Source organism: Acinetobacter sp. WCHA29 (assembly GCF_002165335.1).
Classification (GTDB): Bacteria; Pseudomonadota; Gammaproteobacteria; order Pseudomonadales; family Moraxellaceae; genus Acinetobacter.
Map to the genome: position 1 here is coordinate 20,038 of NZ_NHRQ01000012.1, position 18,050 is coordinate 38,087.

General features: G+C 36.8%; 19 protein-coding genes and 1 pseudogene. 6 read left to right on the plus strand and 14 right to left on the minus strand.

What is annotated here, in order from left to right; genetic code table 11:
* Positions 1-156: 156 nt before the first annotated feature.
* Positions 157-423: pseudogene (locus CDG59_RS09415) on the minus strand (helix-turn-helix transcriptional regulator); the annotation flags it as partial.
* A 270-nt stretch (positions 424-693) separates the two neighbouring features.
* Positions 694-1,440 (minus strand): TenA family transcriptional regulator, encoded by a 747-nt coding sequence (locus CDG59_RS09425; RefSeq protein ID WP_087544991.1) that lies wholly within the window; start codon positions 1,438-1,440, stop codon positions 694-696.
* Positions 1,441-1,781: 341 nt separating this feature from the next.
* Between CDG59_RS09425 and CDG59_RS09430 the strand changes: the two genes are divergently transcribed.
* Complete coding sequence (locus CDG59_RS09430; protein WP_005160176.1) at positions 1,782-3,011, plus strand: GGDEF domain-containing protein; 1,230 nt, start codon at positions 1,782-1,784, stop codon at positions 3,009-3,011.
* Positions 3,012-3,078: 67 nt separating this feature from the next.
* Here the strand turns inward: CDG59_RS09430 and aroC are convergent, their stop codons facing one another.
* The 10 genes from aroC to CDG59_RS09480 form a co-directional block, all read right to left on the minus strand.
* On the minus strand, positions 3,079-4,170 hold the full coding sequence (aroC, locus tag CDG59_RS09435) for a chorismate synthase (RefSeq protein ID WP_005160180.1): 1,092 nt from the start codon (positions 4,168-4,170) through the stop codon (positions 3,079-3,081).
* 10 nt (positions 4,171-4,180) lie between these two features.
* Positions 4,181-5,191, minus strand: coding sequence for a 50S ribosomal protein L3 N(5)-glutamine methyltransferase (gene prmB / locus CDG59_RS09440; protein ID WP_087544993.1), 1,011 nt, complete (start codon positions 5,189-5,191; stop codon positions 4,181-4,183).
* A gap of 122 nt (positions 5,192-5,313) precedes the next feature.
* Positions 5,314-6,501 carry a vWA domain-containing protein gene (locus tag CDG59_RS09445; RefSeq protein WP_087544995.1) on the minus strand — a complete coding sequence of 396 codons (1,188 nt, stop codon included), beginning with the start codon at positions 6,499-6,501 and terminating at the stop codon, positions 5,314-5,316.
* A gap of 12 nt (positions 6,502-6,513) precedes the next feature.
* The gene (locus tag CDG59_RS09450) at positions 6,514-7,365 is read right to left on the minus strand and encodes an AAA family ATPase (protein WP_004662110.1); all 852 of its coding nucleotides are present in this window, start codon (positions 7,363-7,365) and stop codon (positions 6,514-6,516) included.
* A 37-nt stretch (positions 7,366-7,402) separates the two neighbouring features.
* Positions 7,403-7,789: a hypothetical protein gene (locus CDG59_RS09455; RefSeq protein WP_087544996.1), complete on the minus strand. Its 387-nt coding sequence runs from the start codon at positions 7,787-7,789 to the stop codon at positions 7,403-7,405.
* The gene (locus tag CDG59_RS09460) at positions 7,782-8,087 is read right to left on the minus strand and encodes a YcgL domain-containing protein (protein ID WP_046738558.1); all 306 of its coding nucleotides are present in this window, start codon (positions 8,085-8,087) and stop codon (positions 7,782-7,784) included. Before CDG59_RS09460 ends, CDG59_RS09455 begins: the two co-directional genes overlap by 8 nt.
* Positions 8,088-8,225: 138 nt before the next feature.
* On the minus strand, positions 8,226-9,368 hold the full coding sequence (locus CDG59_RS09465) for a ribonuclease D (protein WP_087537103.1): 1,143 nt from the start codon (positions 9,366-9,368) through the stop codon (positions 8,226-8,228).
* A gap of 279 nt (positions 9,369-9,647) precedes the next feature.
* The gene (gene recR / locus CDG59_RS09470) at positions 9,648-10,244 is read right to left on the minus strand and encodes a recombination mediator RecR (RefSeq protein WP_087544998.1); all 597 of its coding nucleotides are present in this window, start codon (positions 10,242-10,244) and stop codon (positions 9,648-9,650) included.
* Positions 10,245-10,310: 66 nt separating this feature from the next.
* Positions 10,311-10,640 (minus strand): YbaB/EbfC family nucleoid-associated protein, encoded by a 330-nt coding sequence (locus tag CDG59_RS09475; protein WP_087544999.1) that lies wholly within the window; start codon positions 10,638-10,640, stop codon positions 10,311-10,313.
* A gap of 12 nt (positions 10,641-10,652) precedes the next feature.
* The gene (locus tag CDG59_RS09480; protein ID WP_087545001.1) at positions 10,653-11,840 is read right to left on the minus strand and encodes an O-succinylhomoserine sulfhydrylase; all 1,188 of its coding nucleotides are present in this window, start codon (positions 11,838-11,840) and stop codon (positions 10,653-10,655) included.
* Positions 11,841-11,974: 134 nt separating this feature from the next.
* Here CDG59_RS09480 and CDG59_RS09485 point away from each other — a divergent pair, with 134 nt between their 5' ends.
* The 5 genes from CDG59_RS09485 to CDG59_RS09510 all read left to right on the plus strand — a co-directional run bounded on the left by CDG59_RS09485 (position 11,975) and on the right by CDG59_RS09510 (position 16,748).
* Positions 11,975-13,054 carry an alpha/beta fold hydrolase gene (locus tag CDG59_RS09485; RefSeq protein WP_087545002.1) on the plus strand — a complete coding sequence of 360 codons (1,080 nt, stop codon included), beginning with the start codon at positions 11,975-11,977 and terminating at the stop codon, positions 13,052-13,054.
* A 9-nt stretch (positions 13,055-13,063) separates the two neighbouring features.
* Complete coding sequence (locus CDG59_RS09490; RefSeq protein ID WP_087545004.1) at positions 13,064-13,936, plus strand: NAD(P)-dependent oxidoreductase; 873 nt, start codon at positions 13,064-13,066, stop codon at positions 13,934-13,936.
* Between the two features lie 689 nt (positions 13,937-14,625).
* Positions 14,626-14,895 carry a YARHG domain-containing protein gene (locus tag CDG59_RS09500; RefSeq protein ID WP_004662096.1) on the plus strand — a complete coding sequence of 90 codons (270 nt, stop codon included), beginning with the start codon at positions 14,626-14,628 and terminating at the stop codon, positions 14,893-14,895.
* Between the two features lie 87 nt (positions 14,896-14,982).
* Positions 14,983-15,396 carry an HIT family protein gene (locus CDG59_RS09505; RefSeq protein ID WP_087537097.1) on the plus strand — a complete coding sequence of 138 codons (414 nt, stop codon included), beginning with the start codon at positions 14,983-14,985 and terminating at the stop codon, positions 15,394-15,396.
* Between the two features lie 251 nt (positions 15,397-15,647).
* Positions 15,648-16,748 (plus strand): porin, encoded by a 1,101-nt coding sequence (locus CDG59_RS09510; RefSeq protein ID WP_087545005.1) that lies wholly within the window; start codon positions 15,648-15,650, stop codon positions 16,746-16,748.
* A gap of 59 nt (positions 16,749-16,807) precedes the next feature.
* Here the strand turns inward: CDG59_RS09510 and CDG59_RS09515 are convergent, their stop codons facing one another.
* Both CDG59_RS09515 and CDG59_RS09520 read right to left on the minus strand, forming a co-directional pair.
* The gene (locus CDG59_RS09515) at positions 16,808-17,425 is read right to left on the minus strand and encodes a YidB family protein (RefSeq protein WP_087545007.1); all 618 of its coding nucleotides are present in this window, start codon (positions 17,423-17,425) and stop codon (positions 16,808-16,810) included.
* Positions 17,426-17,583: 158 nt separating this feature from the next.
* Positions 17,584-18,045, minus strand: coding sequence for a DUF6231 family protein (locus tag CDG59_RS09520; protein ID WP_004662088.1), 462 nt, complete (start codon positions 18,043-18,045; stop codon positions 17,584-17,586).
* Positions 18,046-18,050 lie beyond the last annotated feature (5 nt).

The following is an 18,050-nucleotide window of genomic DNA, read 5'->3' on the forward strand; positions in this document are numbered from 1 at the left end:
TCAATGGCTCAGTAACGTGATGTATAATCTTAGATCATCACATTACTAAGCTATGACAACAAACAGTGTTGTGTAGGCCACAGTCTTAGATATTACATTTAACATAATATACATTATGCGCAATTATTATAACATTAGTTGGATAGTCTATTTTCTTTATTTTGGCATTCTATAGTTACTTGGCGTCATATTTGTCCACTTTTTAAAAGCATGTGAAAAATAAGAAATGTCTGCATAGCCTAAAAGATTTGAAATCTCTTGAATGGATAATTTATTTTCTTTTAAAAGAGCTTTTGCTTTTGCCTGACGGCTTTCACTAAGTAAGATTTGAAATGTTGTTTTTTCATTTGCAAGTTGGCGTTGTAAAGTTCTATCAGTTAAACTAAGATACTTAGCGATTTGGTTCAACGACAAAAATTGCTGTAATTCTGCTTTAGAAGTTCTTTATTAAATATTAAATGATATTGATCAGCACCAAACTTTTATTGCCTACCATGTCCTATATATCACAGATGAAGAACGAGAAAAAATTCTTATTCGTTTTGAAAAATACATAGTTAATCTAGACAAGTTAACGCGCCACTGGAGTTCCCTAAATTAAAGAATTTCTACGATAAAATGAATTCAGTTTAAAAAAATTAAATAAAAACTGCTACTTAGTACCCCAACTAAATAGCAGTTTATTCGGTATTTTTAATTATTATTTTGTAACTTGTAACACTCATCTAAAGCCAGCTCATAATAAGCCAAGCCTTCTTTCGCTGCTAAAAAAGCTTTTCTCTGAGAAACTGGATCTTTGTCGCATAATCTCTTAATCAGCTCCATCGCTTCATAAGGATGTAGATCATCATAGTGTGCATGAGCTCTTAACCATGCCAATGATCTTTTATTAATATTTACTTCTGGTGTTTCTGTATAAGCTTGTATTCCTTTATAAACATGAATGGTCCAATCCCCTGTCGCCCACTCTATTGCTAAATTTGTTGCAGCAATACTCTCCGCTAAACTTCCCCTAAAATTTACATCCCATAAAAAATGATTGACTGCATTCATTGCTACTGGTGGTCTAACTTCATTCAACATTTCAGTCGTTATGCCAAAACCCTTCGCCCAATCTTGATACCAATGTAAATGTCTTTCTTCAACTTTGATATTTTGAATTAACCAATCTCTAGTCTCAGTTACACCATCTAAAGAAAAAGCCGTCGCTTTAGCTAAAGCACCTGCCATATATGATGGAAAATGAGCAACCAAAGGATAAAAATTTAATAATGCTGACCGAAAGCATTCTAAATTTAGGCTACCGCTTGCCATATTTAAAAATAAAGGGTGTTTGCTTACTCGTTCTTTTGCAGGAACAAGTTCATCCCAAAATTGTTGTGCCCATTCTGAGTGAGGTGTTATTTCTAGTTTTGTTGCATATTGCTTCATAACAGTCATTTCGATCCATCCTATTTCGTATGACTTATTTCAATTATTTTCCACGATTGCTGCTTATTTTTATAGCTAGATTTAATCGTAATACAATTAATATACAATGATTGTTATTTAATTTGTAATATTTTTTATCTGTTCAGCATTTTATTAAGTTTAATCATTATATTAGTTGCTAATACATTCATATTACACCCGAAAAATATAGAATACAGGCAATAAAATCTGATTATCATAAAAAATGATTAATTTTATATAATCCAATACACATTTTATTTAATACAGTGTAACGTAGTTAACAATCCCTATTTACATTTATAAGAACATTGGGGGCGATGAGAATTAAGATGAAGTTAAAAGCATCCAACTTACTCGGGCAAGAACAGATTGACTTGTTAATCTCTCGCGGACTAAATTTAGTTTGGTTTCCTAAAGAATTAGAAGTCATTTATAAAGATCAGTATAAAAATGAAGCTGCACATGAATTCCGTTACCGTGCACCAATCATTCTATTCTTCTATTTATATTTAAGTTTTGGTACTTATCAAGTTCTACCTACAGAGCTACGCACTGCATGGGTCGCGTACTACGGTTGGGTCGGCATGATAATTGTTTTTGCATGGTTACTTGCTTTCATTCCATCAATGAATAGATGGTTTGATTACTATGTTTGCTTAGGCTCTATAGGTGCCGTCGCTCTTACTTTCACGTTAATTAATGTATTTGAACATGGCCAGAATAACGTTCTTTTTCATGCTGCCATGATGTATGCCGTGGTCATTATATATGGCTTCGTTGGTATGCGATTTTATACAGCGATGTTTGCTGGTTGGTCTGGTGGTTTAATTGGTATTGCCATTAGTGTTTGGCTTAATGGATCAATTGATTGGACTTACTTAAATCGAACTTATACTTTTAGTAGCTTTCTAGGAATGGCTTTAGCTTATGCAATAGATCGGCAACATAGAGAGAATTATCTACAAGACTGTATGATCGAACTAAATCGATTAGAGCTTATGCGTCAGGCGCAACAACTTTCAATTTTATCTCAACAAGATGCTTTAACTGGTTTAGCGAACCGTAGATACCTCGATGAAGTGCTTGAAAATGAGTGGAAACGCTCAATCCGTCATGAAGTTCCTATCACAATCATGATGATCGATATCGATTTTTTTAAACTATACAATGATACATTAGGCCATATTCAGGGGGATCAATGTCTTAGACGAATTGCCATTTTGCTGGGTTCAATCTCATCGCGAAGTGGAGATCTTGCGGCACGTTATGGCGGTGAAGAGTTCTTACTTTTATTTTCCATGACGGATAAAGATCAAGCACTGATACAAGTTCAACGTTTAATGGGATTAATGCAAAATATAGGGATTGCACATCCTAGAAGTAATGTCTCTAAATATGTAACGATCAGTGTGGGTGTTGCAACAACAACTCCTCATCTTAATGACAGCCTATCAGAGTTTATCTCTCAAGCAGATCATGCTTTGTATGTAGCAAAAAATAATGGTAGAAATCAATATCATGTTGCAACGAGTGAAAATGTAATTTCTGAGACTTTATAAGATGAATTTTTTATTATTAAAAAACATACTTGCGCGCAAAGTGTCGCAAGTATGTGAAAAATTAAAATTATGGCTCGATTGGTTGGAATGGAACTACAACATCAGCATTTTGAGCACGATGTCTTAAAAAATGATCCATTAGAACAATTGCTAACATTGCTTCAGCAATTGGAGTCGCTCGAACGCCCACACAAGGATCATGACGACCCTTGGTTAACACATCTGTGTTTTCTCGATCAATTGTAATGGTTTTACCAGGAGTGGTAATACTTGCGGTTGGTTTTAAAGCAATCGCGACACGAATCGTTTGACCACTTGAAATACCACCTAAAATTCCACCAGCATGATTTGCAAGGAAACCATCTGTGGTTAATTCATCACGAGTTTCGTGACCAAACTGTCCAGCAACTGCAAAACCATCCCCTATCTCAACGCCTTTAACCGCATTGATACTCATCATAGCGTGAGCAATATCTGCATCGAGACGATCAAATACAGGTTCACCCCAACCGACGGGTACTTTTTCAGCAATAATTTCGAGTTTTGCACCACAACTAGTGCCTTGCTCACGTAATGCTGTGACTAATTGCTCGAAGCGAGGAACTGCATCAACATCACCACAGAAAAATGGATTATTTGGCACTTCAGCCCAATCTAACTTTTCTGCAATTTCATTCCCGATCTGTGTTACATGCCCGCGGATATCAATACCAAATTTTTCTGCCAAATACTTTTTAGCAATCGCACCTGCCGCAACACGCATTGCTGTCTCACGTGCACTTGAGCGACCACCACCACGATAATCACGGAAACCATATTTTTGAGTATAGGTATAATCAGCATGACCAGGACGGAATGTTTGGGCAATATTACCGTAGTCTTTTGATTTTTGATCTGTATTACGAATCAATAAACCAATTGATGTACCCGTAGTTTTGCCTTCAAAAACACCAGAAATAATTTCAACTTGATCAGGCTCTTTACGTTGCGTTGCAAACTTAGAAGTACCCGGCTTACGGCGATCCAAATCTTTTTGCAAGTCTGCTTCGCAAAGTTCTAGTCCCGGTGGTACGCCATCTACAATTGCCATCAAGCCAGCACCATGTGATTCACCACAGGTGGTTACCCGAAAAAGTTGACCAATACTATTGCCTGCCATTTTCAGCCCCTTAATTTTGAATAGATTGCTGGAATATATCTTTATAACGGCGGCATTGTTCCGCAGTTAATGCAAAAATACCAGAACCACCTTTTTGGAATGTAAGCCAATGGAAATCAACAGTATTAAAGTTTTGACGCATCGCCCATTCTGAATTACCGACTTCAATGATGATTAAACCATCTTCTGTCAAATAGTCAGCAGCTTGCGCTAACATTTTACGAACTAAATCCAAACCATCTTGACCAGCAGCAAGTGCAAGCTCAGGCTCGTGTAAGAATTCTTCTGGTAAATCTGCCATATCCTCTGCGTCTACATATGGAGGATTACTTACGATTAAATCATATTGATTTTCAGCAGGAATTTTTGCAAACAAATCAGACTCAAGTAATGCAACTTGATATTGCTTATCATGGTGTTCAGCATTAATTGATGCAACTTCTAAAGCTTCTTTGGAAATATCAGTTGCATCGACTTCAGAATCTGGGAATGCATAAGCTAAAGCGATTGCAATACAGCCAGAACCCGTACACATGTCTAAAATACGTTGTGGCGTTTTCGGATTCGTGTTTTCTGGTAAATTATTCAATGCTTCGAGCATTTGACCATTTTCATTCAAACAATATGGTGCAAATCGTTGTTCAATCAATTCAGCAATTGGCGAACGCGGAATCAGTACACGTTCATCTACATAATAAGGTTTATTACAGAAATATGCCAAATTTAATAAATATGAGGTTGGAATACGATCATTGATGCGACGTTCTAATAGACTTAAAAATTCTGCTTTTTCAGTTGGTAGTAATTTTGCATCTAATATTTCTGCATCAGCTTTCCATTCTAGGGACAGTGTTTGCAAAACAAGTGCAGAGCTTTCCGCAAAATAATCTTCAGTACCTTGACCTAAGTGTGCATCATGTTGACGAAGTGCGGTTACACCAAAACGAATAAAATCTCGAATGGTTACTAAATTTTCAGCCGCTTCTTGTAAATGTTCAGGGCTGATTGTAGGTCGCTCCACTTAGGCGTCTCCAAAAGTGCTAATTGCAAAAACGCTTTATTCTAACGGGATTAGCATCTATTTAACAGAAAAAAAACCGCCTCTATACAGAAGCGGTCATTATAAAGTATTCATATGAATTTTTAACGTGACAAATAACGCGTCATATCTTCAATGCCTTTTAGTGTCATTGGGTACATATGATTTTCAAAAATTTCTTTGATCCAGTTAATGGTCTGGGTGTAATGCCAGTAACCTTCCATTTCAGGGTTTAACCAAGCGGTTTTGTCAAAATGCTGACGTAAACGTCTAAGCCATACTTCGCCCGACTCATCATTCATGTATTCAACTGAACCACCTGCCGACTTGAGTTCGTATGGTGCCATACTGGCATCACCGACAACAATTACACGATAGTCGCGACCGTAAGTATGGAACAAATCCCATGTATTCATACGAGTTGAACTACGGCGATGGTTGTCTTTCCAAACATAATCATAGAGACAATTATGGAAATAGAAATATTCTAAGGTTTTGAACTCAGACTTCGCCGCACTAAATAATTTTTCACACTCAGTGATATAGGCATCCATTGAACCACCGACATCAAACAGCATCAGTACCTTGATACGGTTACGGCGCTCAGGCACGAGCTGTACATCCAGAATACCCTGCTTAGCAGTTTCACGAATAGTCCCATCAACATCAAGCTCTTCAGCCGCGCCTTGACGCGCAAACTTACGTAATCGGCGTAATGCAATTTGCATCTGACGTGTTCCCAAAACTTGATCATCATCAAGATTTTGGTATTTACGCTGCTCCCATACTTTTACCGCTGAACGTTTACGCCCTGGCCCACCTATTCGGACACCTTCAGGATGATCACCAAAAGCACCAAAAGGTGAAGTTCCGCCTGTGCCAATCATACGATTGCCACCCTGATGTTTTTTATGCTGTTCACGTAAACGTTCTTCCAACATTTTCATCAGTTCTTCTAAAGAACCTGCTTTTTGTAGCTCAGCACGTTGCTCTGGTGTCAGATGTTTTTCTAACAGTTCTAGGTCAAACCAGTCTTTAGGTAACTTGTGAACTTGTTTAAGTAACTCATCTAAATCAAAAGTTTCAATGCCATCAAAATAATCTTTCATGGCACGATCGAATTTATCAAAGAAACGTTCATCTTTGACTAAAACTGTTTTAGCCAACTGATAGAATTCTTCCTGATCTGCAAATACCAGGCCTGAAGCAACCGCTTGGTTGAGATCAATCAGCTCACGAGTTGTTACAGGTACACCATATTTACGTAAGGTGTAAAACAATCGTACAAACATTGGTAAACACTCTTAGCGGCGTGACATAAAAGCTAAACGTTCAAGTAATTGAACATCTTGTTCATTCTTGATTAACGCGCCGTACAATGGTGGGATTGCTTTAGATTTATCATGATTGCGCAATACGTCTTCAGGCATATCATCTGCCATAAGCAAGCTTAACCAGTCAATTAACTCTGACGTTGATGGTGGTTTTTTTAAATTCGTGACTTCACGTAATTTAAAGAATATTTGCAATGCTTCACTGACCAAAGTATTCGAAATATTTGGAAAATGCACTGCAATAATTTCACGCATCGTTGCTTCATCAGGAAATTCAATATAATGAAAGAAGCAGCGACGCAAGAATGCATCTGGTAATTCTTTTTCATTATTCGAAGTAATAATCACAATTGGGCGTTGTGTTGCGGTAATGGTTTCACCAGTCTCGTAAACATAAAACGACATTTTGTCGAGTTCATGCAATAAGTCATTCGGGAACTCGATATCTGCTTTGTCAATTTCATCAATTAACAATACACAACGTTCTTCACTCGTAAATGCTTCCCACAATTTACCCGGTTTAATATAGTTTTTAATGTCATAGACTCGGTCATCACCTAACTGGCTATCACGCAAGCGAGAAACTGCGTCATATTCATACAAACCTTGCTGAGCTTTGGTTGTTGATTTGATATGCCAAGTAATTAGTTTTAGACCTAAACTTTCTGCAACTTGTTCTGCAAGTAATGTTTTACCTGTACCTGGCTCACCTTTCACCAATAATGGTTTTTGTAAAGCACGCGCGGCTTTTACCGCAAGTTTCAGGCTGTCAGTTGCAATATATTGATCTGTACCAGTGAAGTGTTGTGTATCAGCAGACATTTGAAAACCTTATTTTTCTTTAACTTTATGTGAATATCTAAACCGAACGTGCAAGTTTATTTGCACTGTATTTTGACCAGCAGAAGCCGATCAATAATCCTGTACCAATGACAAAGAGAATCAAAGATAAATTTGACCAGATTAAAACATGCTCTTTTGTGAGCACACCAAAAATCAAACCAAAAATAGCAGGTGCTAATTCTGAATTGGGACCTTCAGAGATTGTTGGTGTAGCAAGGATTGCAAAAACAATAATCCAAAGAATTCCGCCTATTGGATTAGGCATACGTGACATCAAACGATACCAACACCATAATGCAATCATTGCACCTGTAACATACACAATAATCGCAACATTCTCTTCAGGGAATTGATCCAATACAGATAGAATGTGAGACCATATTGCAGTTATCGTTTCAAGCACCACGCAAACCCTCTGGTTCTACCGCATTTGGATTAATAAGTCCTTCTGGCGGCATTTGAATAAAAAAGCCTTTGGTCTGTAATGAGTCTAAGACATGCAATACATTTACACGTGCAAGTTTGCGCTCACTATGAAGTTCCAAATGCATTACAAAAGTAGCTTTTCCAAAAGCTTGTAAGACACTCTCAGGAACAGACTCAAATGGATTTTCTGATTCCTGATCTGCAGAATAATTTGGACGAGCAATATACATATACATTTCGTCTTTTTTGCTTGATCTATAAATATCGCAGTGCATGTTTACTCACAACTCGTATCAATCTTAGAGACTATTGGTCATTTTTATTCCAACAGACTTTAAACAGCATACATGAAAAAAAAACTAGGTACATTAACGAATGTTAACGCAACAGTCGTCTTTCACAGCTGAACTATTTTACCTAGCTAACTTCATTTGCGCCGCCAAATATTCAATATCTTGTCGCAGTAATGCCACCAATGGCTTGGTTAAGATATCGTAGCGCCAGCCTAACAAATAACTCGGCAATTCTTGCTCTTCTAAATGGAATACAACATATTCATAAATTGCATTCAGCCATTTCTTACGTAGTAAAACTTCTTTAGGAATGCCAGTTTCAAACACGACTCCATCGATTAAAGCATCAATTTGAGGCGCAACTTCTTTAGAATTATTCTTCACTGGTCTTGCCATTCTTAATGGCCATTCATCTTCAGGTGGTAAAAACTTTAATAAATCTAATATGGTTTTGCCATGTTCACGTACAATGTTTGGGCGAATATCTTTAACTTGGGCAAGTTGGAAATTATTACGTGGATTTTTTTCCACTAAATCTAGCATTGTTGTATTTTTGAGAACAAAACTACGTGGTTGATTCATGGCTTTGGTAATTTGCTCACGCCAAATACTGAGCTGCTGTAATTGCATTAACTCACGACGTGAATGGCGATAATTACCAATATCGGTATATAGCTCTGTCAATGGAGTTTCTATCGCAATTTCTTTCGTTAAATTCTGACAATCTTCCAAAACATATTGATAAAGCCCTTTACGCTGTAAATCATGTTTTAATGTATCAGCGAGCTTTGTCAAATATAAGACATCATTTGCGGCATAATTAATTTGCTCTTGGCTTAAAGGACGTGCCAACCAATCTGAGCGAGTTTGATCCTTATCAATATCAATATTTAGGCAGGTTTTTAATGCATTTTGATAGCTTACCTGAAGCCCATGACCAAGAAATGCCATTGCGATCTGCGTATCAAATACATTTTTTAATGGTTTTTGATCTGCATAATGATAAATTAAATCAATATCTTCGCCACAAGCATGAAAGATATTCTGCTGTGCAGTAAAAACCTTCTGCCAAAACTGCTCTAAATCAAGTGCTACTCCATCTAGTAAAGCAATTTGACCATTACAATTAATCTGGCATACCCCAAGTTTTGGATATAAGGTATCAACCTTAATAAACTCAGTATCAAGTGCGTAGGTAGAACATTGTTCCATTTGACTGAGGAGAACAGCAAGGTCTTTTTGCTGTTGAATGAACTGAAACATATTTGCTCAAGTAAAATAATAAAAAACAATAGCAATACGACTGTAAAAATACAGTTTTTGCTGAAACGAAACTAAATTAAACCTACAAAGAAAAATTTAATCACTATTCCACATGAAAAACATGAAATTACTCCTATTCTATTCATCAAAAACGAAAATCCTTTTCGTTTGCTTATACTGCCATAAATTAAAGCAAATATACCTAAAATAATGTTAGACAAAATGTAAAAGTGAATTATTTGTTTAAATTAATAGCATGAATTTACAATAAATATAAAATTATTTCATCTTCATACGATTATGTACCGCTTGACTTAACGTATGACTATCGACATATTCTAATTCGCCACCTTGTGGCACGCCTTGTGCGATTCTGGTGATGTGAATTGGCAAATGTTTCGTTGCTTCAACTAAGTAATGTGCTGTCGCTTGACCTTCCACGGTGGCATTAGTTGCTAAAATTACTTCTTCAATCTGTCCTTGGCTTAATCGTTGAATCAAATATGGAATACCAATTTCTTCAGGACCTATTCCATCCAATGGAGACAAATGACCACCAAGTACATGATATTTTCCTCTAAAGCTTCCACTTTGTTCGATTGCCATGACATCAGCTGGAGATTCAACCACACAAAGCAATTGCTCATCTCTTTCTACAGACGCACAAATATCACAAATTTCATTTTCAGTTAATGAATGACAAATATGGCATTCGTGAATATGGCTCGAAGCCTCATGTAATGCATAAGATAATGAAAAAGCACCTTCACGATTTTTCATCAACAAATGTAATGCCATCCGTTGTGCAGATTTTGGGCCAACGCTTGGTAAAATACGCAATGCTTGAACTAGCTGTTCAAATCGTTCACTAAACACAGATCAACTCTATTATTTATAAAAAAGGTTCTCTAAGCCTCACCAAAAGACTTAGAGACTTTTGGCTTAGAATAAACCAGATAAACCTGGTGGTAAGCCCATACCTGAGTTCGCACTTTGAAGTTTTTCTTCAGAAATAGCTTCGGCTTGACGTGCTGCATCATTCATCGCAGCAGCAATCAGATCTTCAATCATATCAGCTTCATCTTGTAATAAGTCTGGGCTAATTTCGATACGCTTAACGACATTACGGCAAGTCATAGTTACTTTAACCAAACCACCGCCCGCCTCAGCGTGAACTTCTGTTTTTGCAAGCTCTTCTTTGGCTTTTTTAATATTGGATTCCATATCCTTTTGCATGCGCTGAGCTTGCTGCATGAGCATATTAATGTTCATAAGTTTCTCTCGTTAAATTAAATCTAAACCGCGTGATAAGTCGCGAATAATATCATTAATATCTTCTAAACCAACAGAAACACGAATTAAGCCTTCTTCAATTCCTGCAGCCTGTTTGGCTTCAGGCGACATTCTACCATGTGAGGTGGTTGCTGGATGGGTAATTGTTGACTTAACATCGCCTAAATTACTGGTAATCGATAAGAAGCGCGTATTATCAATAACCGTCCACGCACCTTCACGTTCGCCTCTTACGACAAAAGATACAACACCGCCAAAACCTTTTTGCTGTTTTTTGGCTAATTCATGCCCAGGATGGTCAGGCAAACCTGCGTAATACACTTTTTCAACCTTTTCATGTTGGTGTAACCACTCCGCAAGTATTTGTGCATTTTCACAGTGCGCTTTCATACGGATACTGAGCGTTTCCAAGCCCTTGAGGAAAATCCATGCATTGAATGGACTCATTGAATTACCAAGGGTACGCACAACGCCATTAATTTCTTCAACCAAATCGTTCTTACCGACTACAGCACCACCTAATGCACGCCCCTGACCATCAATATATTTTGTTGCTGAATAAAGTACTAAATCAGCACCAAACTTGATAGGTTGTTGCAATACTGGTGTACAAAAACAGTTATCTACGGCAAATAATGCGCCATTGGCATGGGCAATATCTGCAATTGCTTGCATATCACCAACCTTTGCCAAAGGATTCGAGGGTGTTTCAATAAAGAGAATACGTGTATTTGGACGAATCGCTTGTTTCCAGCCTTCAAGATCATCCAAATCGACAAAAGTCACTTCTACAGCAAATTTAGCAACATATTTTTCAAATAAAGCAATGATTGAACCAAATACTGCGCGAGAACAAATCACATGATCGCCAGCTTTTAAATATGCCATACACATCGCATGTACAGCAGCCATACCAGAACTGGTCGCAACTGCACGCTCTGCGCCATCTAATATTGCTAAACGTTTTTCAAAGGCTTGCACTGTTGGATTGGTATAACGTGAGTATGTATTTCCTGCGATTTGCCCAGAAAATTTTGCAGCAGCATCTGCGGCACTTTCGCAAACAAAAGAAGATGTTAAAAAGATAGGTTCACTATGTTCCCCTTCAAAGGTACGATCATGCCCTGTGCGAATAGCCAGTGTTTCAAGTTGGTATTCTAAATCATCGCTTGGATTCATCGTTTTGTATGCCTTATGATCAGGTGTTTAAATATGCCAACATTTTGAGCGCCTAACGTATTTAAGGTCAAGGCATAAGATGAAATTATCGCTTAGACTTCGTGCAATCTTGACTCATGATGAGACTTTCAAAGATGAAATCACTTGTAGAACAGCAAAAAATAAATTTTAAACATCTAGCTATGCGTGTCTTCGATGCAGATAAGCTTGTATTATCACAATCGACAGCTTATCAAGTGATTGCTGAATTTAAACAAACTCGTGTTCGTTTTTATGCTTCTGAGAACAAACGTTACAAAGAGCCATTGGTATTTACAGCTCCTCTTGCCATCAACATGGATATTTATGATCTATATCCATACCGCTCTTTGATTAAACATTTTCAAGAAAGTGGTTTTGATGTTTATCTAATTGACTGGGGTAAGTTGACTTACAAAAACTACCAAGTGAATTTTTTATCATTTATAGATAAATTTATTCCACGTTGTATTGAGGCGATTCAAAAGCATTCTAAATCTGAAAAAATCTCTTTGCATGGTTGGAGTATGGCTGGAATTTTTGTCACACTTTACACTGCTCGACACAAGCCAAATGCGGTTAAAAATTTAATTGTTTTAGGTAGCCCGATTGATAGTTATGCATCGGGTTATATCGGAAAATTATATAAAACACTGGCATATATTACGACGCGTAACCCAACCATCAAAGATTATATCTATAACCGTTTACCTAAGTTGATGATTCATTCACCTGGTTTTTTAAACTCATTAGGTTTTAAATTGTTAGATCCTAAGGGTTGGATTGATGGCAATATTCAATTGCTCAAAAATCTTGATAATCTCAAGCTGGTTCAGGAAGATGCCACACTCAGCCATTTCCTGAATAACATGATTGACTATCCAGGTGGTATCAATCAGGACATGCTGTTTAATGTATGGCTACAAAATCCATTGAAGCATGGCGCAATCAAACTCAAGAATGAGACGATTGAACTGAAGAACATCAATTGTTCTTTATTGGTAGGTGCAGGTAAAAGCGATCAACTTGTTACTTCTGAGGCTGCTTTTCCTTTAACACAGTTGACAAATAGTCAAGATGTCACGTTTACTTTGATACCTGGCGGGCACTTAGGTTTAATGTCTAGTCAAAATAGTTCAATTGAGTTCTGGCCAACACTGACAACTTGGTTATCAGAACGCTCAACTCCAATATAAAGGTAAACTATGACTCAATCTGTTGCATTCATCGGTTTAGGTGCTATGGGCTATCGTATGGCAGCCCATCTACCCAAGCATTTCGAAAAAGTTTACGTTTGGAATCGAAACTTTAGTAAGGCTGAACAACATGCAACAGAATATGGAACCACGGCGGTTGAACTAGCTCAGGCAGTACAGGCAGATGTTATATTTTCATGTCTGCCAACCAGTGCAGATGTTGAAGCCTTGATTGATGGTGCTGAGATTAAATCGGGAGCAATCTGGATTGACTGCACCAGTGGTGTTCCTGAGGCAGCGCGCCGTCTAGCAGAGCGATTAAAAATACAAAATATCGATTTTCTCGATGCACCTGTTAGCGGACAAACCATTGGTGCAGAAAATGCAACACTTACGGTTATGGTAGGTGGCGACATTAATGCTTTTGAACGTGCCTATCCTGCAATGGCAGCCGTTGGAAAATTGATTCAGCATGTCGGCAATTCAGGTGCAGGCTTTGCAGTAAAAGCCATCAACAATATGTTGCTTGCTGTCAATTTATGGTCAGTTGCCGAGGGATTTAGTACACTCAAAGCACATGGTGTAAACCTAGATGCAGCACTCAATTGTATTAATGCTTCCAGTGGCAAAAGTCTCGTGACGGAAAATATCTTCCCTCAACGTGTGTTGAGTCGTGAATTTCCATGCACCTTTGCCATGCCCTTATTGGCAAAAGATACAGGGATTGCCTTAGACTTAGTACATGATGCAAAGCTTCCAGCGCCTATACTTGCCTTAACCCAAAGTTTGATTCAAGCAGCAAACCTTACTGCAGAACCCAATAGCGACTTTTCTTCTGCTGTCAAAATGTATGAAGGGTGGACAAAAATTATACTAAAGTAAAAAACTCAAGGTTTAGGTGAATTGGAATGGGAGAAGAGGTTGTTATATTATAGTAGCCCTATTCTCCTATCTGAATCTAACTTTAGTTAGCGATTTTTCCAAAATAACACTTCTAATTTAAATTCTGATTTTACTAGAAATGCACACATAAACAATGATATACCAATTACAATAATCATATTGTCTTTAAATGTAATCCCAAAACCGAATATTATGATGGATACGAAAAGAATTGCATAAAAAGCAATTGCAGCAACTTTTTCATTCAATCTCACAGCCACCACCCCAAAAAGAAGAATCATTCTCGACAATTGCAATAAGCACACAATAGTCTATTTAAATTTATATGACATTTTAGAAATTCTTTGGATGATTTTTTGCCGTTATTAGATTCTATTTTAAAACACTGATTCTTTGTACTATAGGTATTTTCTCTGACTTATGAAAAAGTAAGATTAAAATCTCTATAATTAGTTGTTTTAATGACTTTTAATAGAGGCTATTGATATATAAGGTATTTATGTGTTGTGTGAATGAATTATGGATAAAAATTACACTCCAATAATACAGTTTCATTGAAATTTCATTGATAAACCGTATATTAGTAGTTGAACTTAAGTCAAATCGTGAAAATAGACATATTTTCTTAATTTCTTTGAGTTCATGCCTTTTAACTAGAGGAATACCTCATGAATAAGTTTGCGGTTGCAGTTTTTGCTGGATTGGTAAGCCTTACAGGTTTTAACCTTCAAGCAGCTACACCAGAACAAGAATGTAAAAAGTTGCAAGATGACTATAATCTCATCTATGCATCTAAAGGATTTTGTTTTAAAGATGCAGATGCCAAGGCTAAATATGGTAATGAAAACTGCCATACAACAAAGCCTAAATTTTCTGACAGAGAGCAACAACGCTTAGATGAAATTAAAGAGCGTCAAAAAGAATTAAATTGCAAATAAAAGCCTTATTTTTAAGTCTTAGCAGTTTATTTTCTACTTTTGTCTGAAAAGTAAAACTTCTCATCTCATTATATTAAAGGACTAATCATGGCGTACGATGACCAAAATATTTTTGCAAGAATCTTAAGAGGCGAACTACCTGCAATCAAAATCTATGAAGATGATCAGGTCCTCGCTTTTATGGATATTATGCCTCAAGCAGATGGTCATGCTTTAGTTATTCCTAAAACACCTGCTGTTACTTTGATGGATTTACCTGCTGATGCAGCAGCCTATACGATTCAAATTGTTCAAAAGATAGCTAAAGCAATTGAAACCGCTTTAGATGCTAAAGGGATCGTACTAATGCAACTTTCAGGAGTTGCTGCTGGGCAAACAGTTCCACATGTGCACTTCCATTTGATTCCTAGCTCAGTTCATGAACTTGGTCGTCATGCAGCACAAATGGGTGATCAAGAAAAGATTAAAGCCTTTGCTGAAAAGATTAAAGCAGTGCTGTAAGTAAAAAATTATCCATACGATGGGGCTTTTCGCCCCATTTTTATTTATTAAATATATAAAAATCAATAACAAATATAATTATTACTAAATATGAATCGTCATCAAACTGTCATTTTTCTTTCACTTATCTGTCACAAAGTTTACCGATACTGCATACAAGTCAGTGAGCTGTGTAACTTTATGTACACAAGCAAGCTTATAACAGTAACTAAGGCATCAGCCATTTACAAAAAGTGTTTGGAGAAATCTCAATGAAAAAATTGCTTCTTGCTGCTACTGTAGCAACTTTAGCCATGAATGCAGCGCAAGCAGCACCTACATTGTATGGTAAGCTCAATGTGACTTTAGATCAAATCGACAAGAATGGCTTTAAAGATGAAAGCGTAACAAAAATTAACTCCAATGCTTCTCGTCTTGGTGTGAAAGGCGAAGAAAAGTTAACGAATACCCTTTCAGCTGTTTACTTAGCAGAATGGCAATTAAATGCTGACAGTGAAGATAAAGATGGTAAGGAATTAACACAACGTAATCGTTTTGTTGGCCTTAAATCTGATGGTATTGCAACATTAAAAATTGGTAAATTTGATTCTTACTTTAAAACAGCTGCAGGTAATAACCAAGATATTTTCAATGACCACAATGATCTTGATATGACAGCTGTATTAGCAGGTGAAGATCGTCTTAACAATGTTATTGGTTTTGAAACTGATAAAAAATTATTGGCTGGTTTAGCATTTAACATTATGTTCCAACAAGGTGAACAGAATGAAACTACTAAGGATAAAAACGGTCAAACAATACCTCTAGATAACTCTGCAAGTGGTCAAAAAGGTAGTCGTAATGGATTTGGTGATGGTGTTTCAACGTCTCTAACTTACGAAAATAAAGATATTGGTTTAAATGCAGCTGTTGCAGGTAACTTTGCAGTTGCATCAAAGTATAATGCTTATGGCTTATCTGGTGTATATACAGATGCAGTACGTGTAACTGGCTCACTTGATTTATCTCAAGTAGGTGCTGAAGGTTTAGTATTCGGTGGTTTATGGCAAACTGCGAAACCTACAGATGATACACTTGTAGGATACAAAGGCTTAAAAGAAAACGCTTTCGGTGTAACTGCTGCATATATCATTCCTTCTACACCAGTGAAGTTAAAAGCAGAATATATCTCTGCGAAAACAGAAGTTGATGGTCTTGAAGATCGTAAAAATGATTTATACGGTGTAGGTGCTGATTACAATATCAATAAACAAGCTCGTTTCTACGGTGTTGTTGCTCAACAAAAAATTGACTGGCAGAAAGACAATAACAAGAAAACTGTTATTGGTTTAGGTATGGAATATAACTTCTAATCAGAAGTTTATTTGAAGTGTTAAATAAAAGGGCGAAACGCCCTTTTATTTTTATATGCTTATCTTTTTAAAAAACCACTCACCAAATTCAATACTTGTTGAATATCTTGATTTGCTTCTTGGGGATTGGTATTACTTCCTTGCGGAGTCAAAGAATCAATCACTTGAGGTAATACAGACGCAATCGCACTGTAAATTTCTTGCTTTGGCGCTTGTGCTTGTTGAGCAACCTGTTCGAGATCTTGATCATCAAACAAGCTTTGAATATTTTGGGTTGGAACATCTTGAGCATTTACTTGTTGAGGATCGACCCAGCTTTGTACCTGATTTGCCAAACCTGCATTTTTCAGTTTATCCAATGCACCTTGCAAACCGCCCTGTTTTTGAATCCATGCAAGAATTAAAGGCAAAACGGTGATTAACAATGTTTGTGTTGTGTTACCACCTGCTGCATTACTGTGTGTTGAAGTATTACCACCACCTAATTGACCCAGTACAGAACCTAGGATTCCACCTAAACCACTTTGCGGCTGATTTTGATTGTTTTGTTGTTGACCACTAAGTTGCCCTAAAACAGAGCCAAGAATTCCACCCAAACCACTATTTTGTGAAGATTGTTGCTGACCGCCTAAGGCCTGTTTCGCTAAAATCTCTACGATATTTGTCAAATCTGTCATGGTTTTTATATTCCAGTTAGAATTATTTATTCGAAAAGCATACGCTGCTTTTCAACATGAAAACAAAGTTAAAGTGTTAAAATTTGCAAGAACATTTCATCAGTTTATTATTATTTTATAACTGCGGCTTATTCAGAGCCGCAGTAAACTCTAAGAAATCACCAACGAAATTTATTCCAATTTTCTGGATTTGCCCAAAATTTAGAGTTAAACCAATCAGGAACATGTTTGTAAGTTAAAATATTGAATTGCCATAGAGCAAAATCACTATCATGAGTAGTTTTATCAATAAGTTGAGTAAAACCTAGTGAACGCAATAGCTTTTCATCGTTTCGTTTACTAACAACAACAATCCTTTTTGCCATTAAGTCGCGTAACTTCACTAAAAGCTGCGCTTTATGTGTTTCAGTGATGTTTTGCATTTGCTCTGTATCAAATAATACAAAACCTAAATCATAACGTTGTGTAAATGGCAGATTTAAAAAGTCAGTTACGTTAAAATGATGCCATTGAATTTCAGCATTTTGATCAATTTGCTGACCGATACAAAGTGCAGTATGAATGGGCTGTTCTTTAGATAAATCGTCTAGCATAGAAGTGATGACATTTTGTTCAGCCATAACTG

What these genes read in the sequence shown, in the direction of transcription:
- CDG59_RS09465 (WP_087537103.1), bottom strand. Translation starts at nt 9,368, where the DNA reads ATGTTTCAGTTCATTCAACAGCAAAAAGACCTTGCTGTTCTCCTCAGT.
- CDG59_RS09500 (WP_004662096.1), top strand. Translation starts at nt 14,626, where the DNA reads ATGAATAAGTTTGCGGTTGCAGTTTTTGCTGGATTGGTAAGCCTTACA.
- CDG59_RS09480 (WP_087545001.1), bottom strand. Translation starts at nt 11,840, where the DNA reads ATGAATCCAAGCGATGATTTAGAATACCAACTTGAAACACTGGCTATT.
- aroC (WP_005160180.1), bottom strand. Translation starts at nt 4,170, where the DNA reads ATGGCAGGCAATAGTATTGGTCAACTTTTTCGGGTAACCACCTGTGGT.
- CDG59_RS09475 (WP_087544999.1), bottom strand. Translation starts at nt 10,640, where the DNA reads ATGAACATTAATATGCTCATGCAGCAAGCTCAGCGCATGCAAAAGGAT.
- CDG59_RS09430 (WP_005160176.1), top strand. Translation starts at nt 1,782, where the DNA reads ATGAAGTTAAAAGCATCCAACTTACTCGGGCAAGAACAGATTGACTTG.
- CDG59_RS09445 (WP_087544995.1), bottom strand. Translation starts at nt 6,501, where the DNA reads ATGTTTGTACGATTGTTTTACACCTTACGTAAATATGGTGTACCTGTA.
- CDG59_RS09510 (WP_087545005.1), top strand. Translation starts at nt 15,648, where the DNA reads ATGAAAAAATTGCTTCTTGCTGCTACTGTAGCAACTTTAGCCATGAAT.
- CDG59_RS09515 (WP_087545007.1), bottom strand. Translation starts at nt 17,425, where the DNA reads ATGACAGATTTGACAAATATCGTAGAGATTTTAGCGAAACAGGCCTTA.
- CDG59_RS09450 (WP_004662110.1), bottom strand. Translation starts at nt 7,365, where the DNA reads ATGTCTGCTGATACACAACACTTCACTGGTACAGATCAATATATTGCA.
- CDG59_RS09520 (WP_004662088.1), bottom strand. Translation starts at nt 18,045, where the DNA reads ATGGCTGAACAAAATGTCATCACTTCTATGCTAGACGATTTATCTAAA.
- CDG59_RS09505 (WP_087537097.1), top strand. Translation starts at nt 14,983, where the DNA reads ATGGCGTACGATGACCAAAATATTTTTGCAAGAATCTTAAGAGGCGAA.
- CDG59_RS09490 (WP_087545004.1), top strand. Translation starts at nt 13,064, where the DNA reads ATGACTCAATCTGTTGCATTCATCGGTTTAGGTGCTATGGGCTATCGT.
- CDG59_RS09460 (WP_046738558.1), bottom strand. Translation starts at nt 8,087, where the DNA reads ATGCACTGCGATATTTATAGATCAAGCAAAAAAGACGAAATGTATATG.
- CDG59_RS09425 (WP_087544991.1), bottom strand. Translation starts at nt 1,440, where the DNA reads ATGACTGTTATGAAGCAATATGCAACAAAACTAGAAATAACACCTCAC.
- CDG59_RS09485 (WP_087545002.1), top strand. Translation starts at nt 11,975, where the DNA reads ATGAAATCACTTGTAGAACAGCAAAAAATAAATTTTAAACATCTAGCT.